The organism is Lacinutrix sp. YIN62 (assembly GCF_057219185.1).
The window spans coordinates 19,319-37,740 of sequence record NZ_JBXVVH010000020.1; the positions used below are offsets into that span (position 1 = coordinate 19,319).

17 protein-coding genes are annotated in these 18,422 nt (G+C 34.1%); 10 read left to right on the forward strand and 7 right to left on the reverse strand.

Annotated features, from left to right (window positions below; all coding sequences use genetic code 11):
* Positions 1-96: 96 nt before the first annotated feature.
* A complete protein-coding gene (gene apaG / locus AC2D8I_RS13000; RefSeq protein ID WP_484706452.1) occupies positions 97-483 on the forward strand; it encodes a Co2+/Mg2+ efflux protein ApaG in 387 nt (128 codons plus the stop codon).
* Here the strand turns inward: apaG and AC2D8I_RS13005 are convergent.
* Together AC2D8I_RS13005 and AC2D8I_RS13010 are read right to left on the reverse strand one after the other, a co-directional pair.
* Positions 476-1,474 carry a DUF6695 family protein gene (locus AC2D8I_RS13005; protein WP_484706453.1) on the reverse strand — a complete coding sequence of 333 codons (999 nt, stop codon included), beginning with the start codon at positions 1,472-1,474 and terminating at the stop codon, positions 476-478. The two genes, apaG and AC2D8I_RS13005, sit on opposite strands and share 8 nt — an antisense overlap.
* A gap of 3 nt (positions 1,475-1,477) precedes the next feature.
* The gene (locus tag AC2D8I_RS13010; protein ID WP_484706454.1) at positions 1,478-2,191 is read right to left on the reverse strand and encodes an NRDE family protein; all 714 of its coding nucleotides are present in this window, start codon (positions 2,189-2,191) and stop codon (positions 1,478-1,480) included.
* Between the two features lie 149 nt (positions 2,192-2,340).
* Here AC2D8I_RS13010 and pruA point away from each other — a divergent pair, with 149 nt between their 5' ends.
* On the forward strand, positions 2,341-3,969 hold the full coding sequence (gene pruA / locus AC2D8I_RS13015; RefSeq protein WP_484706455.1) for an L-glutamate gamma-semialdehyde dehydrogenase: 1,629 nt from the start codon (positions 2,341-2,343) through the stop codon (positions 3,967-3,969).
* Positions 3,970-4,068: 99 nt separating this feature from the next.
* On the opposite strand, the gene rsmG is transcribed toward pruA, so the two are convergent.
* Positions 4,069-4,698 carry a 16S rRNA (guanine(527)-N(7))-methyltransferase RsmG gene (rsmG, locus tag AC2D8I_RS13020; protein ID WP_484706456.1) on the reverse strand — a complete coding sequence of 210 codons (630 nt, stop codon included), beginning with the start codon at positions 4,696-4,698 and terminating at the stop codon, positions 4,069-4,071.
* A gap of 142 nt (positions 4,699-4,840) precedes the next feature.
* Between rsmG and AC2D8I_RS13025 the strand changes: the two genes are divergently transcribed.
* Together AC2D8I_RS13025 and AC2D8I_RS13030 are read left to right on the forward strand one after the other, a co-directional pair.
* Positions 4,841-5,941: a fatty acid desaturase family protein gene (locus AC2D8I_RS13025; protein ID WP_484706457.1), complete on the forward strand. Its 1,101-nt coding sequence runs from the start codon at positions 4,841-4,843 to the stop codon at positions 5,939-5,941.
* 12 nt (positions 5,942-5,953) lie between these two features.
* Entirely contained in the window at positions 5,954-7,141 is a 1,188-nt protein-coding gene (locus tag AC2D8I_RS13030) for a pyridoxal phosphate-dependent aminotransferase (protein ID WP_484706458.1), read from the forward strand.
* Positions 7,142-7,238: 97 nt separating this feature from the next.
* Here AC2D8I_RS13030 and AC2D8I_RS13035 read toward each other — a convergent pair whose 3' ends face one another.
* From AC2D8I_RS13035 to trkA, 3 genes are all read right to left on the reverse strand, one after another.
* Complete coding sequence (locus AC2D8I_RS13035) at positions 7,239-7,490, reverse strand: hypothetical protein (protein WP_484706459.1); 252 nt, start codon at positions 7,488-7,490, stop codon at positions 7,239-7,241.
* A gap of 99 nt (positions 7,491-7,589) precedes the next feature.
* The gene (locus AC2D8I_RS13040) at positions 7,590-9,095 is read right to left on the reverse strand and encodes a TrkH family potassium uptake protein (RefSeq protein ID WP_484706460.1); all 1,506 of its coding nucleotides are present in this window, start codon (positions 9,093-9,095) and stop codon (positions 7,590-7,592) included.
* 7 nt (positions 9,096-9,102) lie between these two features.
* Positions 9,103-10,452 carry a Trk system potassium transporter TrkA gene (trkA, locus tag AC2D8I_RS13045; protein ID WP_484706461.1) on the reverse strand — a complete coding sequence of 450 codons (1,350 nt, stop codon included), beginning with the start codon at positions 10,450-10,452 and terminating at the stop codon, positions 9,103-9,105.
* A 283-nt stretch (positions 10,453-10,735) separates the two neighbouring features.
* On the opposite strand from trkA, the gene ubiE reads away from it, so the two are divergent.
* Positions 10,736-11,461, forward strand: a complete 726-nt coding sequence (gene ubiE / locus AC2D8I_RS13050) for a bifunctional demethylmenaquinone methyltransferase/2-methoxy-6-polyprenyl-1,4-benzoquinol methylase UbiE (protein WP_484706462.1) — start codon at positions 10,736-10,738, stop codon at positions 11,459-11,461.
* A 4-nt stretch (positions 11,462-11,465) separates the two neighbouring features.
* Positions 11,466-12,182 carry a type IX secretion/gliding motility protein PorT/SprT gene (gene porT, locus AC2D8I_RS13055; RefSeq protein ID WP_484706463.1) on the forward strand — a complete coding sequence of 239 codons (717 nt, stop codon included), beginning with the start codon at positions 11,466-11,468 and terminating at the stop codon, positions 12,180-12,182.
* Positions 12,183-12,246: 64 nt separating this feature from the next.
* Here the strand turns inward: porT and AC2D8I_RS13060 are convergent, their stop codons facing one another.
* Positions 12,247-12,966: a TrmH family RNA methyltransferase gene (locus AC2D8I_RS13060; RefSeq protein WP_484706464.1), complete on the reverse strand. Its 720-nt coding sequence runs from the start codon at positions 12,964-12,966 to the stop codon at positions 12,247-12,249.
* 93 nt (positions 12,967-13,059) lie between these two features.
* On the opposite strand from AC2D8I_RS13060, the gene tamL reads away from it, so the two are divergent.
* The 4 genes from tamL to rpsO all read left to right on the forward strand — a co-directional run bounded on the left by tamL (position 13,060) and on the right by rpsO (position 18,339).
* Positions 13,060-15,582 carry a translocation and assembly module lipoprotein TamL gene (gene tamL, locus AC2D8I_RS13065; protein ID WP_484706465.1) on the forward strand — a complete coding sequence of 841 codons (2,523 nt, stop codon included), beginning with the start codon at positions 13,060-13,062 and terminating at the stop codon, positions 15,580-15,582.
* A 118-nt stretch (positions 15,583-15,700) separates the two neighbouring features.
* Complete coding sequence (gene fbaA / locus AC2D8I_RS13070; RefSeq protein WP_484706466.1) at positions 15,701-16,768, forward strand: class II fructose-bisphosphate aldolase; 1,068 nt, start codon at positions 15,701-15,703, stop codon at positions 16,766-16,768.
* Positions 16,769-16,934: 166 nt separating this feature from the next.
* Positions 16,935-17,792 carry an acetyl-CoA carboxylase, carboxyltransferase subunit beta gene (accD, locus tag AC2D8I_RS13075; protein WP_484706467.1) on the forward strand — a complete coding sequence of 286 codons (858 nt, stop codon included), beginning with the start codon at positions 16,935-16,937 and terminating at the stop codon, positions 17,790-17,792.
* A 277-nt stretch (positions 17,793-18,069) separates the two neighbouring features.
* On the forward strand, positions 18,070-18,339 hold the full coding sequence (rpsO, locus tag AC2D8I_RS13080) for a 30S ribosomal protein S15 (RefSeq protein ID WP_484706468.1): 270 nt from the start codon (positions 18,070-18,072) through the stop codon (positions 18,337-18,339).
* Positions 18,340-18,422 lie beyond the last annotated feature (83 nt).

Genomic DNA, 18,422 nt, shown 5'->3' on the forward strand with positions numbered 1-18,422 from the left:
TGCCGTATTATTGAGCGAGACGACACAGCTAAACCATTATTATTATTTTTAATATAATATTTATTATTTTTGCATCAAAATCAACTTTAATTATAAATGGTTCAACAAGTTACAAAGGGTATAAAAATTTCGGTAGAAACTAATTTTGAAGGGACTTTTTATAAAAATTATAAGATTCACTTTGCCTTTGGCTACAAAGTCAGCATCGAAAACCAAAGTAAAGATGCCGTTCAACTCAATCTTAGACATTGGACTATACTCGATGCTCTTAATACAACTGAGACCGTAACAGGGGAAGGAGTTATAGGAAAAAAGCCTGTTTTAAACCCTGGAGCATCTCACACTTACAATTCTGGCTGCTTACTTACGTCTCCATTTGGAGCCATGCAAGGACACTATACCATGGTAAATCTCTCCACCTCTAAAACTTTTAATGTCGCAATACCGATATTTAAATTAAGTGCTCCTTTTGCTATTAATTAGTATACTTTCTATAAAACCGATATATTTTTTCATTTTGCATTACAGAGAAAAAACTACAATTTGAGTTGTGCAGAAACTGATAGGCTTTATTTAAATCGAAAGCCTTGTCTTCAACCAAAAACACATCATTCACATCCACATTGCCATAAGGCGATACTCGCTTATAATTATACTCGCCTTCTGTTTTCGCATCTTGCAACTCGAACCATGCCCCAGAACCAATGCCTGACAACCATTGTGCATTATCACTCAAACCGCTCACTTTTTTAGGAGCTAACGAACCAACAATATTAGGTTTATAATCTTTTAAACGATCTAAAAAACAACGTAAATTTTCGCTTTGTTGTGAGCCTTTAAACACTGAAATCTCACCCATTTCAGAAATTTTATAAACCTTCTTTCCTGTGTTGGACAACAAGACGTTACCAATTGTGCTTGGTGTAAACCATTTAGAACCTTTCAATTTCTTTCTCATAGCTTCATTTTCAACTGAAGCGATCAAAACATCTGTAACAAAACGCGCACAATTACACGCTTCTTTCTTAAAAGCTGCATAGTAAACAAAAGCCCTATCTTGCATCATTTTAATATATGATTTAGCCTTATTATAATCGACAACATCACATATAGAGGCAACCAAATCTCCCTTACCATGAGTTAGCTCGGGATGAGTAGCCATAAACTTATAGATAACATCAAGATTTTTAACCTCACCATCAACAATCTCGGCTTTTAAATCAAAATCCAACTCATTATCGGTATCCTTACCCCTAACCCTGCCATTAGGCTTTGGTGTAATATACCGTCCAAAATCATAATACTCTAAAACACCTGTTTGCTTGTTAATAAGCACTAATGCAGCATGCCCTGCTCTTACATAGCCCTTCTTTCCAACACCAACAAATCGTAACAATGGTGAATACCATTCTTCAGCAACATACACTATGGTATCTGGATATGCTAAGGTTAAAATAATCCCCGTACTCCCCATGTATTATTGTGTAACTAATAAGTGTTTTGCTTCAATTTCAGACGTATTGATATTCTCAAAACGCATAGCGATTTTATTATTTTCTTTTTTCACCTGAGTAACACTTGTTGTTTTCACAATTCCACGATCCATAATAACACCATAATCAAGATTCCCTTTTCCAGCAGTTTTATGAAATTGCAATGCGCTACTGGGAGTTAATTCGCTTTCAGATTTAAAATCGTTAAACCACTCCAAACGCTCTTGTTTTCGAGCTTCAGAATACAATGTTGAAGAAGACCAAATTCTAGGTGCTAATGGCAATTTTTGAAAATGTTTCTTACTACCATCCCAAACCAGTTCATAAAAATGAAGCTCAGAATTCCAGTCGGCAATCACTAAAGTAAAAGGTTCTACATCCTTTAAGTTATATTGCCCTACAGAGTCCTCAATATTTTCAGCGGCTAATAAATCACGAACAACAACACCTCTACTTTGTCTGTAATGATTTTGTTTTTCATGAATTAGAAATCCCCCATTAAGCAAACATAGCACACGATTCCTATCGCTTACTCCAACCCACGACCCTCCAGACAATTTATCCTTAGGTAATAGCATTTTAACACTATTAACATCATAAAAATCAGGAGCAAGTGCTATCCTATCGGGTGCTTCATCTCTATTAGATGTTAACACAAAATCATTATCTCCTATTGGAAAAATCGTAACTGTACACATAAATACTATAGTCTAAAAATCAAATGGCAACTTACAAAAAAAACACAAGATATAAGAATAGGTGTAGGAATCCTTTCCCTCAAATAATCGGCAAAAAAGTTGTAACTTTGAACTTCAAAAAATTAAAACAAAATAATCAAAAAATAATCATGGGAAAAGGATTTTTCAATGTACCAGTCGCAGTAAATGAGCCGGTTAGAAGCTATGCTCCAGGTTGTGAACACAGAGAAGCCATAGCTAAGGCTTACAAAGAAATGTATAACAGCAAGCTAGAGGTACCAATGTATATAAATGGAAAAGATATTACTACTGGAAATACCAGAACAATGTCTCCTCCTCACGATCATCAACATATAGTAGGGCATTATCATTTAGCCGAAAAGAAACACATAGACGACGCCATTGCTACAGCTTTAGAAGCTAGAAAATCATGGTCGCAAATGCCTTGGGAACATCGCGCAGGGATCTTTTTAAAGGCTGCTGAATTAATTGCAGGTCCTTATAGAGCTAGAATAAATGCTGCTACAATGATGGCACAATCAAAAACCATACATCAAGCAGAAATTGACGCAGCCTGTGAGTTGATTGACTTTTTACGTTTTAACGTGCAGTACATGACGGATATTTATCATGAACAACCAGAAAGCACTAGTGATGCATGGAATAGATTAGAATACCGTCCTCTAGAAGGTTTCGTTTATGCGGTAACCCCTTTTAACTTTACTGCTATCGCAGGGAACCTACCCTCTTGCATGGCTATGATGGGAAATGTTGTGGTATGGAAGCCTAGTGATTCTCAAATATACTCGGCTAAAGTAATTATGGATGTTTTTGAGGAAGCTGGTGTTCCTCCAGGTGTTATAAATGTTGTTTTTGGAGATCCAGTAATGATCACAGAAACAGTATTGGATAGCCCTGATTTTTCTGGTTTACATTTTACAGGCTCTACATACATATTCAAAGAACTTTGGAAACAAATTGGAAACAACATACATCACTATAAAACGTATCCAAAAATAGTAGGAGAAACTGGTGGTAAAGATTTTATTGTCGCTCACAAATCTGCTAAAGCAAAGCAAGTCGCTACCGCTATAGTTCGTGGTGCCTTTGAATTTCAAGGACAAAAGTGTAGTGCCGCATCTCGTGCTTACATCTCAAAAAGCATATGGGAAGATGTAAAAAAACATGTAATAGAAGATGTTAATTCCTTTAAAACAGGATCGCCTGAAGATATGAGCAACTTCATTACTGCTGTAATTCACGAAGGTTCATTTGATAAATTAGCTAAGTACTTAGACCAAGCCAAAGCTGACAGTAATGCCGAAATTATTGTTGGTGGTGGTTACGATAAAAGCAAAGGCTATTTTGTTGAACCTACTGTTATTTTAACCAACGACCCGAAATACACCACGATGTGTGATGAATTATTTGGGCCAGTCATTACTATTTATGTTTTTGAAGACGATCAATATTCTGAAACATTAAAAATGGTTGATGAAACTAGTGACTATGCGTTAACAGGAGCTATTTTAGCCACAGATCGTTATGCCATAGTAGAAGCGACCAAAGCTCTAGAAAATTCTGCAGGAAACTTCTATATAAATGACAAACCAACAGGTGCTGTTGTAGGCCAACAACCTTTTGGTGGCGCTAGAGGATCTGGAACGAACGATAAAGCAGGTAGTGCTTTAAATTTACTCCGCTGGGTTTCTCCAAGAATGATTAAAGAGACCTTTGTAACTCCTACAGATTATCGTTATCCTTTTTTAGGAGAATAAGGACATCAGATTTATAAATTACAATACAAAAAAAGCCTCAAATATTTAATTTGAGGCTTTTTTATTATACAAACGTAACAAACATTGTTATAATCATACTTATTTCCGATATTTAAGCGGAAGATGAACCACTTTTTTGGTCTCATAAAAATCTTCTGTATAAAAATCACTTAAATTATATAAAGTTGCTGTTTTATAACCTTGTAATTCTTCAGTTAAATCTCCGCCTTTAAGATATAATATCCCATTTTTTAGAACATGCTTACTTTCCTTCTTTATTTTCCCTTTTACCCAATGCGAAAAAGTAGGCATTGCTGCTACAGCCCTACTTACAATAAAGTCATAAGTTTCTTTAATCTCCTCAACACGAGTATGCGTTGTTCTTACATTTTTTAGCCCCAGTCCCTCAACAACTTCATTAACAACTTTAAGCTTTTTAGCAATGCTATCTACCAAATGAAAATCGCATTCTGGAAATAAAATAGCCAAAGGAATTCCTGGAAAACCACCGCCAGTACCGACGTCCATAATCGTACTTCCGTCCTTAAACGTCATAACCTTAGCAATAGCCAAAGAATGTAACACGTGACGCAAATACAGTTCATCTATATCCTTACGGGATACTACATTGATTTTCAGATTCCAATCTTGATACAATGTTTCTAGTTTTGAGAATTTCTCAATTTGATCTTGACTAAGATTAGGAAAGTATTTTAAAATGAGCTCCATAGATGTATTTTTTTTTGCAAAAATATACATTTTACGGGCATAATTTTATGAATTTCTTGATTACTTCAAACGCATTATTAATTATCTTTGTCACAAAATATGGTTCGTAAAATTTAAACGCACCACATTAAAATAATAAATTATGACAGAACAGGCTTTATCGTTCTCAAGAACGGACTCTGCAAAGTTTTTTAGAACCCTTAACAAAAGGGTAAACTCTTATTTTAAAGACAACAACATAAAACGTACTGGTAATTGGAAACTTTGGCTAAAAACAGTCATTATGTTTTCTGTTTTTCTAGCCCCTTATTTTTTATTGCTAACTCTTAATATGCCTGGCTGGGCGCAACTCTTACTAACAATAGTTATGGGAATTGGAATGGCTGGTGTTGGCATGAATGTTATGCACGATGGAAACCACGGTTCTTTTTCTAATAAAGAGTGGATTAATCGTTTAATGGGTAGCAGTATTTATATTCTTGCAGGAAACGTTTATAACTGGCAAGTACAACATAATGTTTTACACCATACTTACACTAATATCCATGGGCATGATGAAGATTTAGAAGCTGGCCGCATTTTACGTTTTTCTGAGCATTCCAAATGGCAATGGCATCATAAATTTCAACACTATTATTCTGTACTTTTATATGGATTGCTAACCATAAACTGGGCGATTACAACAGATTTCCAACAAATGAAGCGTTATATGAAACGGAAATTATCTTATGGTGAATTTCCTAACCCAGTGGCTAACTGGAGCAAATTAGTAATTTCTAAAATTATATATTTGGCTATATGGATTGTTTTACCAATGTTAATCTTAGATGCTGCCTGGTGGAAAATACTATTAGGCTTTTTCATAATGCATTATACCGCTGGATTAATCCTTAGTGTTGTTTTTCAATTGGCACATGTTATGGAAGAAGCTGAAATGCCTTTACCTGCTGAAAATGGGACGATGAAAAATACTTGGGCAATTCACCAACTTAAAACGACTGTGAATTTTGGTCGAAAAAGTAAAATCGCTAATTGGTTTACTGGCGGATTAAATCACCAAGTAGAGCACCATATTTTCCCAAACATTAGTCATATCCACTATGGTAAAATAGCAGAGATAGTTAAAAGTACAGCACAAGAGTTTAACTTACCATACAACGAATACAAAACTACTCGCAAAGCTATAATAGCACATTTTAAATATTTACGCGAAATGGGTATAAAACCAGCTTTACAAGCCTAATTAACACATTTAATGAGTCAACTTTCAGAACGTATTTTAAACATGGCCACGTCTGCAACTTTAGCAATGGCAGCAAAGGCTAGAGAACTAAGAGGCGAAGGCAAAGATATTATCGGATTAAGCTTGGGGGAACCCGATTTTAACACGCCCGATTTTATTAAAGAAGCCGCCATACAAGCCGTAAATGACGACTACAACTCATACACTCCTGTAGATGGCTATGTAGCACTTAAAGAAGCAGTAATTACAAAATTTAAGCGAGACAATAACCTAAACTATACACTCCCGCAAATTGTAGTTTCTACTGGAGCAAAACAAAGTTTAGCTAATATCGCAATGGTCATGATAAATAAGGGCGATGAAGTGATATTACCTTGCCCTTATTGGGTAAGTTATAGTGATATTATAAAACTAGCCGATGGTGTGCCTGTGGAAGTAAAAACCTCTATTGACACCGATTTCAAGATGACAGCTTCTCAACTAGAAGCGGCCATTACGCCTAAAACTAAAATGCTTTGGTTTAGTTCCCCTTGCAACCCTAGTGGCTCATTGTATAGTAAAGAAGAATTGGAATCCTTGGCTGAAATTATAAAGAAACACCCTAACCTCTACGTTGTTTCCGATGAAATTTATGAACACATAAATTACACAGGGAAACCTCATGCCAGTATGGCTAGTATTGAAGGCATGTTTGAGCGCACCATTACTGTAAACGGTGTTTCTAAAGCTTTTGCCATGACCGGATGGAGGATTGGCTTTATAGGAGCTCCAGATTGGATTGCAAGAGCTTGCAATAAAATGCAGGGTCAAATAACTAGTGGTGCAAACTGTATTGCTCAGCGTGCTGTAATTACAGCTTTAAATGCGAACCCTAACACAGTAAAATATATGATCGATGAATTTAAAATTCGCCGTGATCTCACCTTAAATTTATTAAATGATATAGAAGGCTTTAAAACGAACACCCCAGAAGGTGCGTTTTATGTTTTTCCTGATATTTCGCATTTCTTTGGAAAAACCTTGCGCGGACAAACAATAAACAACGCTACAGACTTTTCGTTATACTTATTAGAAGAAGCATTGGTTGCTACTGTTACTGGAGACGCCTTTGGAAATCCTAATTCAATTAGAATTTCATATGCTGCTTCTCAAGAGCAAATTATTGAAGCGATAAAAAGAATAAAAGAAGCTGTGAGCTAATAATATTTTATTTCTATTATAAAAAGACTGCTTGAAAAGGCAGTCTTTTTTTGTTATTAGCACTCATGTCTTACCTATTAAACAACAAGCGCTTTAATTAAAAGGCTAAAAACAACCCCATAAGAAACAAAGACACTCTTAATACAACTGAAATAGTATCACTTGTATTATACTGTATGCTTTTAACGTGCTGCTTAATCCCAAAAAGAGAACGTTTTTTTAAATTATTAAAATTATTATTTACGATGGCTTTATATTCAGAATTCAAAATCCCTAATGAGCAATTATGAAGGCATAATTCAGGAGTATACAATGGGGCTATATTTTGAGGTGTTTTAAGTAATTCCATGGTGATTAATTTAGAGGTTATACAAATACAACGAATAACAACTAAAAATGTAACAAGAATCCTGATAGTCCTACTTAAACACGATTAAAAAGAAACATACTATCTATTCCTCCAAAAGAAAGGTGTTAACAATATCAAAACAGTAAAAAGCTCCAACCTACCGATAAGCATTAAAAAAGAAGCCCACCATTTTCCGATACTTGGTAAAGCGGCATAATTATTTACAGGCCCAAACTCTCCAAAGGCGGGCCCAACATTACCTAAACTTGATGCCGCAAGCCCAATAGCCGATTCAAAATCGATTTGCATCATAGAAAAGCCTAAAGCTCCAACGATAAAAGACAGCATATATAAAATGAAGAACCCTAAAATATTAAATACGATACCTCCAGACACTGCTCTTTTATTATAACGCACTGGCAAAATTGCGTTAGGATGTAAGGTACGCTTAAATTCTAAAAATCCATTTTTTATAGTAATTAGGTGTCTTACTACTTTTATACCTCCAGAGGTACTCCCTGCAGACCCCCCTAGAAACATCAACCCAAAAAAGAAAACAGTTAAAAAGGGCGTCCATAAAGTATAATCAGCCGAAACGAATCCTGTTGTCGTAATAACGGCTAATACTTGAAACAAGGCGTGCCTAAATACGCTTTCTGCCGCTCCTAAAACAGCAGGATGCTCTATAGATGACAAGCTCAAATCTGCTCTAAAATAAATAATTAAAGAAGCTATAATCGTAAAAATAGAGACGAATTTAAAATACAATTTAAATTCCTCATCTACAATCACTTTTCTCACCTTTCCTTTAAAAGCAAAATAACTCAACACAAAATTTGTACCTGCCAAAAACATAAACAAAATAACAATGTATTGTATTATTGGCTTATCATTCCAATGAGCAAGACTGGCGTTTTTTGTAGAAAACCCACCTGTAGACAACGTACTCATTGAGTGATTAATCGCATCAAAGAAAGACATTCCTGAAACTTTAAGTAAAATAGTTTCTATCGCAGTATAAGCAAAATAAATAAGCCACAAGCGTTTTGCGGTATCGGTAATACGCGGATGTAATTTATCGGCACTTGGACCAGGTGCTTCTGCTGCAAATAATTGCATCCCTCCAATACCCAATAAAGGCAAGATAGCAACGGCTAATACAATAATGCCCATACCTCCAATCCAATGCGTAAGACTTCTCCAAAATAAAACACCTTTTGGCACAATTTCAATATCGTTAAGAATTGAAGCCCCTGTTGTTGTAAAGCCTGACATCGTCTCAAAAAAAGCATCTGTAAAACTCGGGATAGCTCCAGTAAACACATAAGGCAATGTTCCTGAAAGCGCCATGACCACCCAACCAAAAGAAACTACAATGTATCCCTCTCGCTTATTCATTTCCTTTTTATGGTCTCGCGTAAAAACCATAGCGAAAACACCTACTAGAAATGTCATTATTCCAGACAAGAATAATTTAAATGTAACTCCATCTTTATAGATAAGACTAACTAGTGTTGAAATAAGCATAAAGCCGCCATTAAACAAAAATAGTAATCCAAAAAAATGGAAAATAATCTTATAATTAAGTTTTAAGCGTTTACGCATGTTCTGGTTATAAGAATAATTTTTCTACTTGTTTTATAGCTCTTGGCAAACAACATACAACAATATAATCGCCTTCTTGAACCCTAAAATCTCCCAATGCAATCAAACCGTTACCAGCTCTAATAACCCCTCCAATAATTGCAGAGCGTGGAAATTCAATATCCTTAATGACTTTGTTTCGAATTTTAGATGTTTCCTTTACTCTAAACTCAAGTAATTCCGCATTCATATTATTCAACTTGGTCATTGCTATTACCTCACCTTTACGAATGTATCTAAAAATATTATTTGCAGCCAATAACTTCTTATTTATCAAAGTATCAATTCCTATAGATTGAGACAACTCAAAGTAATCCATATTTTCAACTAAAGCAATTGTTTTTTTAACCCCTTTAGACTTTGCAACTAAACACGACATGATATTCGTTTCTGAATTACCGGTAACAGATATAAAGGCATCCATTTCTCCTATATTCTCCTCATCTAATAGCTCAACATTTCTACCATCGCCATTTATAACCAAGACATTTTCCAACTCATCGGCTAATTCGAAAGCACTCTCTTTATCTTTTTCAATAAGTTTTACATTAAAATTTCTAGAACTTAAATCTCGAGACGTTTTATATCCTATTTTACTCCCTCCAAGAATCATTACATCCTTAATAGGCTCGTAAGTTTTCCCCGTCATTTTACATAACTCTTCTCCTCCTCCTTCACTTGTTATAAAAACAACCGTATCGCCTTCTTTAAACTGCGTATCGCCTCTAGGTATTATAGTGTACTGCGTACCAAAACGTTGTATTGCAATAGGTACAAAATGAATTTCGGAAAATAATTGCGCTGCTTCTTTTACTGTTTTCCCTACAAACAAGGCTGTGCGTGATAAACTTAAACTCACCATCGTTAAAGCGCCTTCCTCAAACTGATAGCTTTCATTAAACGCAGATTGATCTAATAATAATTCAATCTCTGCTGCCGCTAATGATTCTGGTGAAATTAATTCATCAATCCCGAAGCGTGTAAACCCGACCTCATCTTTATACCTAATAAATTCCGTGTTAGAGATTCTTGCAATAGTACGTTTAGCACCTAACTGCTTAGCCAAAACACAAACGGTAATATTTGTAGCTTCAGATGCTGTAACAGCAATAACCAAATCACTATTAGACACCCTTGCCTCTTTTAAAATAGAGATAGAGGTTGCATCTCCTTTAAGCACACGTATGTCTAAATGATTATCGGCATAGGATAAACTTTCCTTATTTGTATCTATTAAGGTAATTTCCTGTGATTCATAAGAAAGTAATTTTGCTAAATGAAATCCGACTTCACCAGCGCCTGCAATTATTATTTTCATCTGTTTTTTTATTGTTTCTGAATAACCAGATGGTATAGTCTAATACGCATATCTATTAATATGATATCGCTCTTGATGTGAATAATCCATTTTTCGTTTTTAATATAAAGAATAACAAAGATAATTAAATTAACGTTTCTTTAAGTGGTTAAAAAGGAATAGTTACTTTAACACCTCCATAAATAGTACTAGTTTACCTTATTAGCAAAGAAGAATTTGCTTATTTCCGTTTTTCAGTTTAAACTTTATTAAAAACATTGTAGTTTTGTCAAAAATATAAGTTTTGACAAAAATAAAGCCTTATAAAGATAGTAATCTTGGCAAAAAAGAACAAGTTACTAAAATGTTTGACACTATATCTGAAGACTATGACGGCTTAAACCGTGTTATTTCTTTTGGTATTGATATAAAATGGCGTAAAAAGGTTGTAAATATTGTAAAGAAAACACAACCAGAATCCATTCTTGATATAGCCACAGGAACTGGCGATTTAGCAATCAATCTAGCTAAAACTAATGCTAGCAAAATTACGGGTTTAGATATAAGTAGTGGCATGCTTGAAGTTGCTAAGAAAAAAATACAGCATAAAGGTTTAGAGACTAAAATTGAAATGATTTTAGGCGACTCTGAAAACATTCCCTTCGAAGACAATACCTTTAGTGCTATAACAGTTGCTTTCGGGGTTCGCAATTTTGAAACTTTAGAAAACGGTTTAAAAGAGATACTTCGTGTTTTAAAACCTGGTGGAATATTTGTTATCTTAGAAACGTCTATACCCAGTAAAACACCTTACAAACAAGGCTATCGTTTTTACACAAAAAACATATTGCCACTAATAGGAAAAACGTTTTCTAAAGACCGAAGCGCATATAAATACCTTTGCGAATCGGCCTCTGTTTTTCCATATGGTGACGCTTTGAACAATATTTTACGTAATATTGGGTTTATAAATGTTACAGATTTGCCACAAACTTTTGGAGTGGCGACCATTTATACCGCATCAAAATAATAATATGAGAAACCCGTTTATTTTATTTACCTTCCTTTTTATAGCCCATACCTGTTCTGCTCAGTTATTCACAAAAGAAAAAGTGAAAAACAATGAAAATATGGATAAAGAGTCTTTGAGTTGGGGCTACTATTTTGGAGTCAATAATTTAGATTTTAAATTTGATTACAATACTAATATAGGAGATATTGAAACAGTAAAATCCACAGGATTTAATGTTGGCCTAGTTGGGGATCTTCGTGTTAGCGATCATATAAACTTAAGGTTAGAGCCTGGGTTAGTAATTACAACCAGAACCTTAATGTATCCTGAAAATTATCTTGAAGGTGTTCCAGACACAAACAACTCTGATTTTTTAAGGGAAATAAAATCCACTTATGTATACATCCCTTTATTACTAAGATTATCTACAGAACGCATTAATAACTTTAAGCCTTTCATTACTTTTGGTGTTGCCACATCCTTAAATTTATCGAGTAATGAAAAAAACCCCGATGACAATAGCAATGGTGAATTTAGAACTAAAAAAAATGTATTATTCTATGATATTGGATTTGGCATAGATTTCTACCTGTATTGGTTTAAGTTCACCCCTTCAATACGTGGTGTTTTTGCGCTTAGTGATGAATTAATAAAAGATGTAGACCCAAATAGTCCATGGACAAGTAATATCTCCTCTATGAAAACACGAGGGGTCTTTATAAACTTCACATTTAGGTAAACTTACAATTAAACAATAATCTCATGGCAAACAACTTAAAACGGCATAATTTATTTTAAGGAATTTACCCCCTTCTAAACTCGCTCAATAAAATAGCAGTTGCAGTTGCTACGTTTAAACTTTCTGTGGCTTGCAAAGCTCCAAAACGCGGTATCGCTATTCTTTTGCTCACCAGTTTTTCCATCGTTTTAGAAATACCATTAGCCTCATTTCCCATTACTAAAACCCCATGCTTAGGTAATCTGTTTTGATAAACATTTTCTCCATCCATGAAAGTCCCGTAAACAGGTATTTTTATGCCTGCTATAAAAGGCTCTAGGTTAACATAATTAATATTCACCCTAGTAATAGATCCCATTGTTGCTTGTATTACCTTAGGATTATAGCAATCTACAGTATCCAAACTACACACGATATCTTTTACTCCAAACCAGTCACAAAGTCTTATAATAGTTCCTAAATTACCTGGATCGCGAACAGCATCTAAAGCAACAACGAGTCCTTCAAAATCTACAGCATTAACCACTGGGATTTTAAAAAGTGCTAAAGCTTTATTTGGGGTCGTTAAAAAGCTTATTTTTTTTAATTCCGCTTCTGTAATTAAAGTTTCTACTTCAGAACCTATATTAAAAGCACTAGTTGTAAATATATGTTGCAATTGTAAAGGAGAGTTTATAAGCTCTTTAATTACCTTTACACCTTCGGCAACAAAAAAACCATCTTGAACTCTATATTTTTTTTGCTTTAAACGCGTTATTAATTTTATTTGGTTTTTTGATAGCATTTAAAAAATGTATTTTTGGATCGGTAGTAATTCAAATTATAAAAAAATCTCAAAATTAACACTATAGATTAATCATTTTAAAGATCTGACTATTTGAAACATCAGCATTCAAAAATACTATTATTTATTGTAACTATAAGCTTTTTTATGGCTTGTAATTCCGCTAAACGAGTCCCATCTGATGAGCATTTATTGACAAACACAACCCTTTTGGTTAATGATAAGAAAATAAAGGCAGAGAACATTAACAACCTATTATACCAAAGACCCAATAAAAAATTACCATTCATAAACACGCCCTTAAAACTTTTTATTTACAATACTGCCAGACCTAATATAGATTCCATTTTAAACGCTAAGCTTACAAAAAATCCTAAAAAAACAGAACGTTTAGAGCGTTTTCTATCTAAAAAGCAGCTATACAGACATATGGAATCCAGAAAAAACTTTAATAGCTGGATAAAAAAAACGGGGGAAGCTCCTGTTATAATTAATGATACGCTTACAAAAAAATCGCTAAAACGCTTAGAAAGTCATTACTGGAATAATGGCTGGTTCGATGTTCAATCGGCTTCTAAAACAAATAAAGGAGACAACAAAAGAGCAACAGTTCAATATTCAGTAACTACAGGTCAGCCTTATATCATAGACTCCGTATCTACAAAAATAACCTCTCCTATAGTAGACTCAATATATAAAACCATTGAAAAAAACGCTCTAATAAAAGTAGGTGAACAATACAGGACACAATCTATATTATCTGAAAAACGTAGAGTTACAAGTGTGATGAGAAATTCTGGAGTATACCATTTCTCTCAAGATTATTTTTATTTTGAAGTAGACACCTTTGGAAAAACAAAAAAAGTAAAGCTAGACATTCAAATAAAAGACAGGAAATTAGAAGATTCTGTAAGAACACCATTTAAAATATATAAAGTAAAAGAAGTTAATATCTATACCAATAGCGCATTTGAAGACAAAGACAAACAAATCATAGATTCAACAAAATACAACGGTTTTAATATTTATAGCACCGAGAAACTACGGTATAATCCTAAAACACTAACAGATGCTATCTTTATTACACCAGACAGTGTTTTTAAAGACATTAATAGACCCCGAACCTCAAGAAGAATTAGTGATTTAAAAACATTTAAATATCCTAGAATAGATTATGTAGAAAATCCTGACACGACCCTAACGGCCAACATCTATTTAACACCTTTAAAAAAGTTTTCTTTAGGTTTTAGTGCAGAAGCCTCTCAAAGTAACATTCAAACTTTTGGACTTGCTTTAAACCCAAGCATTATCTTTAGAAATATTTTTAGAGGTGCTGAAACACTTGAATTATCAGGAATAGGCTCGATAGGAGCTTCAAAAGACGGCGCCAATGAACGTGATCAGTTTTTTGATATTAATGAAATTGGAGCCAATTTAAATCTTACCATTCCTAGACTATTTTCGCCCTTTAATACCGAAAAAATAATTCCAGACTACATGTATCCCAGTACAAGGATTAGTATGGAAGTAACAAGTCAAACCAATATTGGTTTAGACAAGCAAACTTTTACAGGTGCTTTTAACTACAGATGGTATCCTAACACCCGTGTAACAAACAGACTAGACCTTCTTAATGTTCAATTTGTTAAGAATTTAAATACTTCAAATTATTTTGAAGTCTATTCAGACACATACAATACTTTAAATGATATTGCTATTAACTCTGGATACATCAACCCAGGAGAATCTTTATCCATTCCCGATCAGGCCAATCAATTTTTAACAGATGCTACTAGTGGTAGTTTGGGGTCATCCATAACACCTGACGACTTACAAACAGTTAACTCCATCGATGAAAGAAAAATAAGACTTACAGAAGATAACCTTATTTTTTCTTCTAATTTTAATTATATATTAGACAAACGAGACAACCTGTTCGATAACGATTTTTCTATTTTTAGATTAAAGTTAGAATTAGCAGGTAATATGCTTACAGCCGCGTCTAAAGCATTAAACCTGGAAAAGAATAGTGACAATAAATACGAACTCTTCAATGTTGCGTTTTCTCAATACGTAAAAACGGAACTCGACTATATTAAACACTGGGATCTAGGGTCTCAAAACATATTTGCAATTCGTTCCTTTTTTGGAATTGCTATCCCTTATGGAAATTCTACTAATATTCCATTTTCAAAAAGTTTTTTTGCTGGAGGTGCAAACGATAATCGTGCTTGGTCTCCATACGACCTAGGACCAGGAAGCTCGCAAACCACTAATGAATTTAATGAAGCTAATTTAAAAATTGCCTTAAGTGCTGAAAGCCGATTTAATTTATTTGGAGACTTAAACGGGGCTTTGTTCGTAGATGCAGGGAATATATGGAATGTTTTAGATGATACCATAGATGAATCTGCAACCTTTAACTCTTTTTCGTCCTTAAAAGACATTGCTGTAGGAACAGGCTTTGGCTTACGTTGGGATTTTAACTTTTTTGTACTTAGAGGCGATATTGGCTTTAAAACTTACGATCCTGCCAACGAAATTAAAAAGCGATGGTTTAACGATTATAATTTTGCTAACGCAGTCTACAATATTGGAATAAACTATCCTTTTTAAGTTAAAAAACAAAGATTTTCGGTTAACGTTTCAGACCATTTTCCTGTCTTTTTCGTCACTAATATTCAAAAAATGTTTACTTTTGATACTCAATTTTTTCAACTAAAAAAACTAAAAAATGTCACACCAAATAAAACCTGGAGTAGCTACAGGGAAAGAAGTACAAGCGATCTTTAAATTGGCTAAAGAAAAGGGGTTTGCTTTACCAGCAGTAAATGTTGTAGGATCAAACTCTATAAATGGTGTTTTAGAAACAGCTGCCGCATTAAACGCTCCAGTAATCATCCAATTTTCTAATGGTGGAGGTGTTTTTAATGCCGGAAAAAGCTTAAGTAATGAAAATCAAAAAGCAGCAATTGCAGGTTCTATAGCAGGTGCCAAGCACGTGCACTTAATGGCTGAGGCTTATGGTGTTCCTGTGATATTACATACCGATCATTGTGCAAAAAAATTACTCCCTTGGATTGATGGTTTGTTAGAGGCTAGTGAAGCGCACTTTAAAACAACAGGTAAACCATTATATAGTTCGCATATGATTGATTTAAGTGAAGAACCACTTGAAGAAAATATAGCATTATGTAAAGCCTATTTAAAACGAATGAGTAAAATAGGCATGACATTGGAAATAGAACTAGGTATTACTGGCGGAGAAGAAGATGGTGTAGACAACAGTGATGTAGACGAGTCTAAATTATACACACAACCCGAAGAAGTGGCTTATGCTTACGAAGAATTAAGCAAAATAAGTGACCAATTTACTATTGCTGCAGCTTTTGGAAATGTACATGGTGTTTACAAGCCTGGAAATGTAAAATTAACCCCAAAAATTTTAAAGCATTCTCAAGAGTATGTTTCTCAAAAATATAACCTTCCTCACAATCATATTGATTTTGTTTTCCATGGCGGTTCAGGCTCTACAGTTGAAGAAATTAGAGAAGCCATTGGTTATGGGGTTATTAAAATGAATATCGATACAGATATGCAATATGCATTTACTTCTGGGGCACGCGACTATATGAAAGACAAAGCTGCTTATTTACAAACTCAAATAGGTAATCCAGAGGGCGCTGAATCTCCAAATAAAAAATATTACGACCCAAGGGTTTGGTTACGAAAAGGCGAAATCTCCTTTGTAGAAAGACTTAAGAAAGCTTTTGAAGACCTTAACAATGTAAATACTTTATAAAATTATGATGTCGTTACTGCAAAATTAAAAACAAAACTTTAATTTTGCAGTTAGTCTTTAGTTTACACTTTTTGTTTTCCTACAAAAAACAAACTAAATATGTAACATAAACGGTATAGATCAACGGATTTAAAACTGTAAATAATTAAATCGCAAACCTACTATTATGGCTTGGTTCAAAAGAAAAGAAAAAGGTATACAAACCGCAACCGAAGAAAAAAAAGATATTCCTAAAGGCTTGTGGTATAAATCGCCTACAGGAAAAGTTATAGACTCTAAAGAATTAGAAAAAAACTTTTATGTAAGCCCAGAAGATGGTTACCACGTAAGAATAGGAAGTAAAGAATACTTCGAAATATTGTTTGACGACAACACATTTAAGGAATTAGATAAAGATTTAAGCTCTAAAGACCCGCTTAAATTCGAAGACACTAAAAAGTATCCAGAGCGTTTAAAAGCTGCTCAAGAAAAAACAAAGCTTACAGATGCTGTACGTACTGCAGTAGGAAAATCTAAAGGCGAAGATTTAGTTATAGCGGCAATGGATTTTAGTTTTATTGGAGGCTCTATGGGTAGTGTTGTTGGCGAAAAAATTGCAAGAGCAGCTGATTACGCACTAAAGAACAAGCTTCCTTTTATGATTATTTCTAAATCTGGTGGCGCACGTATGATGGAAGCAGCTTTATCATTAATGCAATTAGCCAAAACCTCATCAAAATTAGCACAATTAGCAGAAGCAGGATTACCTTACATCTCTTTATGTACAGATCCCACTACAGGAGGAACAACAGCCTCTTTTGCTATGCTAGGCGATATTAATATTGCTGAGCCTGGTGCTTTAATTGGGTTTGCAGGCCCCAGAATTGTAAGGGATACTACAGGAAAAGAACTTCCTGAAGGGTTTCAAACGTCTGAATTTTTGTTAGAACACGGATTTCTAGACTTTATAACGCAACGTAAAGCATTAAAAAACAAAGTGAATCAATACATCGATTTAATAATGAATCGTCCATTGAGAGCATAAATTCACTTTAACATATTATATAAATAAAGCCTGTTAGATATAGAATTTAACAGGTTTTCTTTTTAAAGGTCAAAATTCAAGTTATAAGTGCAGCATAAATACTAAGGCAAAAAACGAAGTTAAACAAATAAACCTCACTTAAACGCCTCGTTATCAAACACACTAACAAAACAATAAACAATTACAATTTTAAGTTTTATATCAATTAAAATCACTATATTTGCCGCTTGGAAGAAAAGCTTCCATATACATAACAATCATTTATAATAATATTAGAATGTATCTTACAAAAGAAACAAAAGAAGAAATCTTCGCAAAACACGGTAAAGGAACAAACGATACTGGAACAGCTGAAGGACAAATTGCATTATTCACTTACAGAATAAACCATTTAACAGCGCACTTAAAAAACAATCGTAAAGATTTTAATACAGAGCGTTCTCTAGTAAAACTAGTAGGTAAAAGAAGAGCTTTACTGGATTACTTAACTAAAAAAGATGTCTTAAGATATCGTGCGATAGTAAAAGAATTAGGATTAAGAAAATAATCTCAAAAAAAGACCACGCCTACGAGCGTGGTTTTTTCTTATATAACAACTCGCTTTGGAAGAGTCTAAACACCAAAATTGAA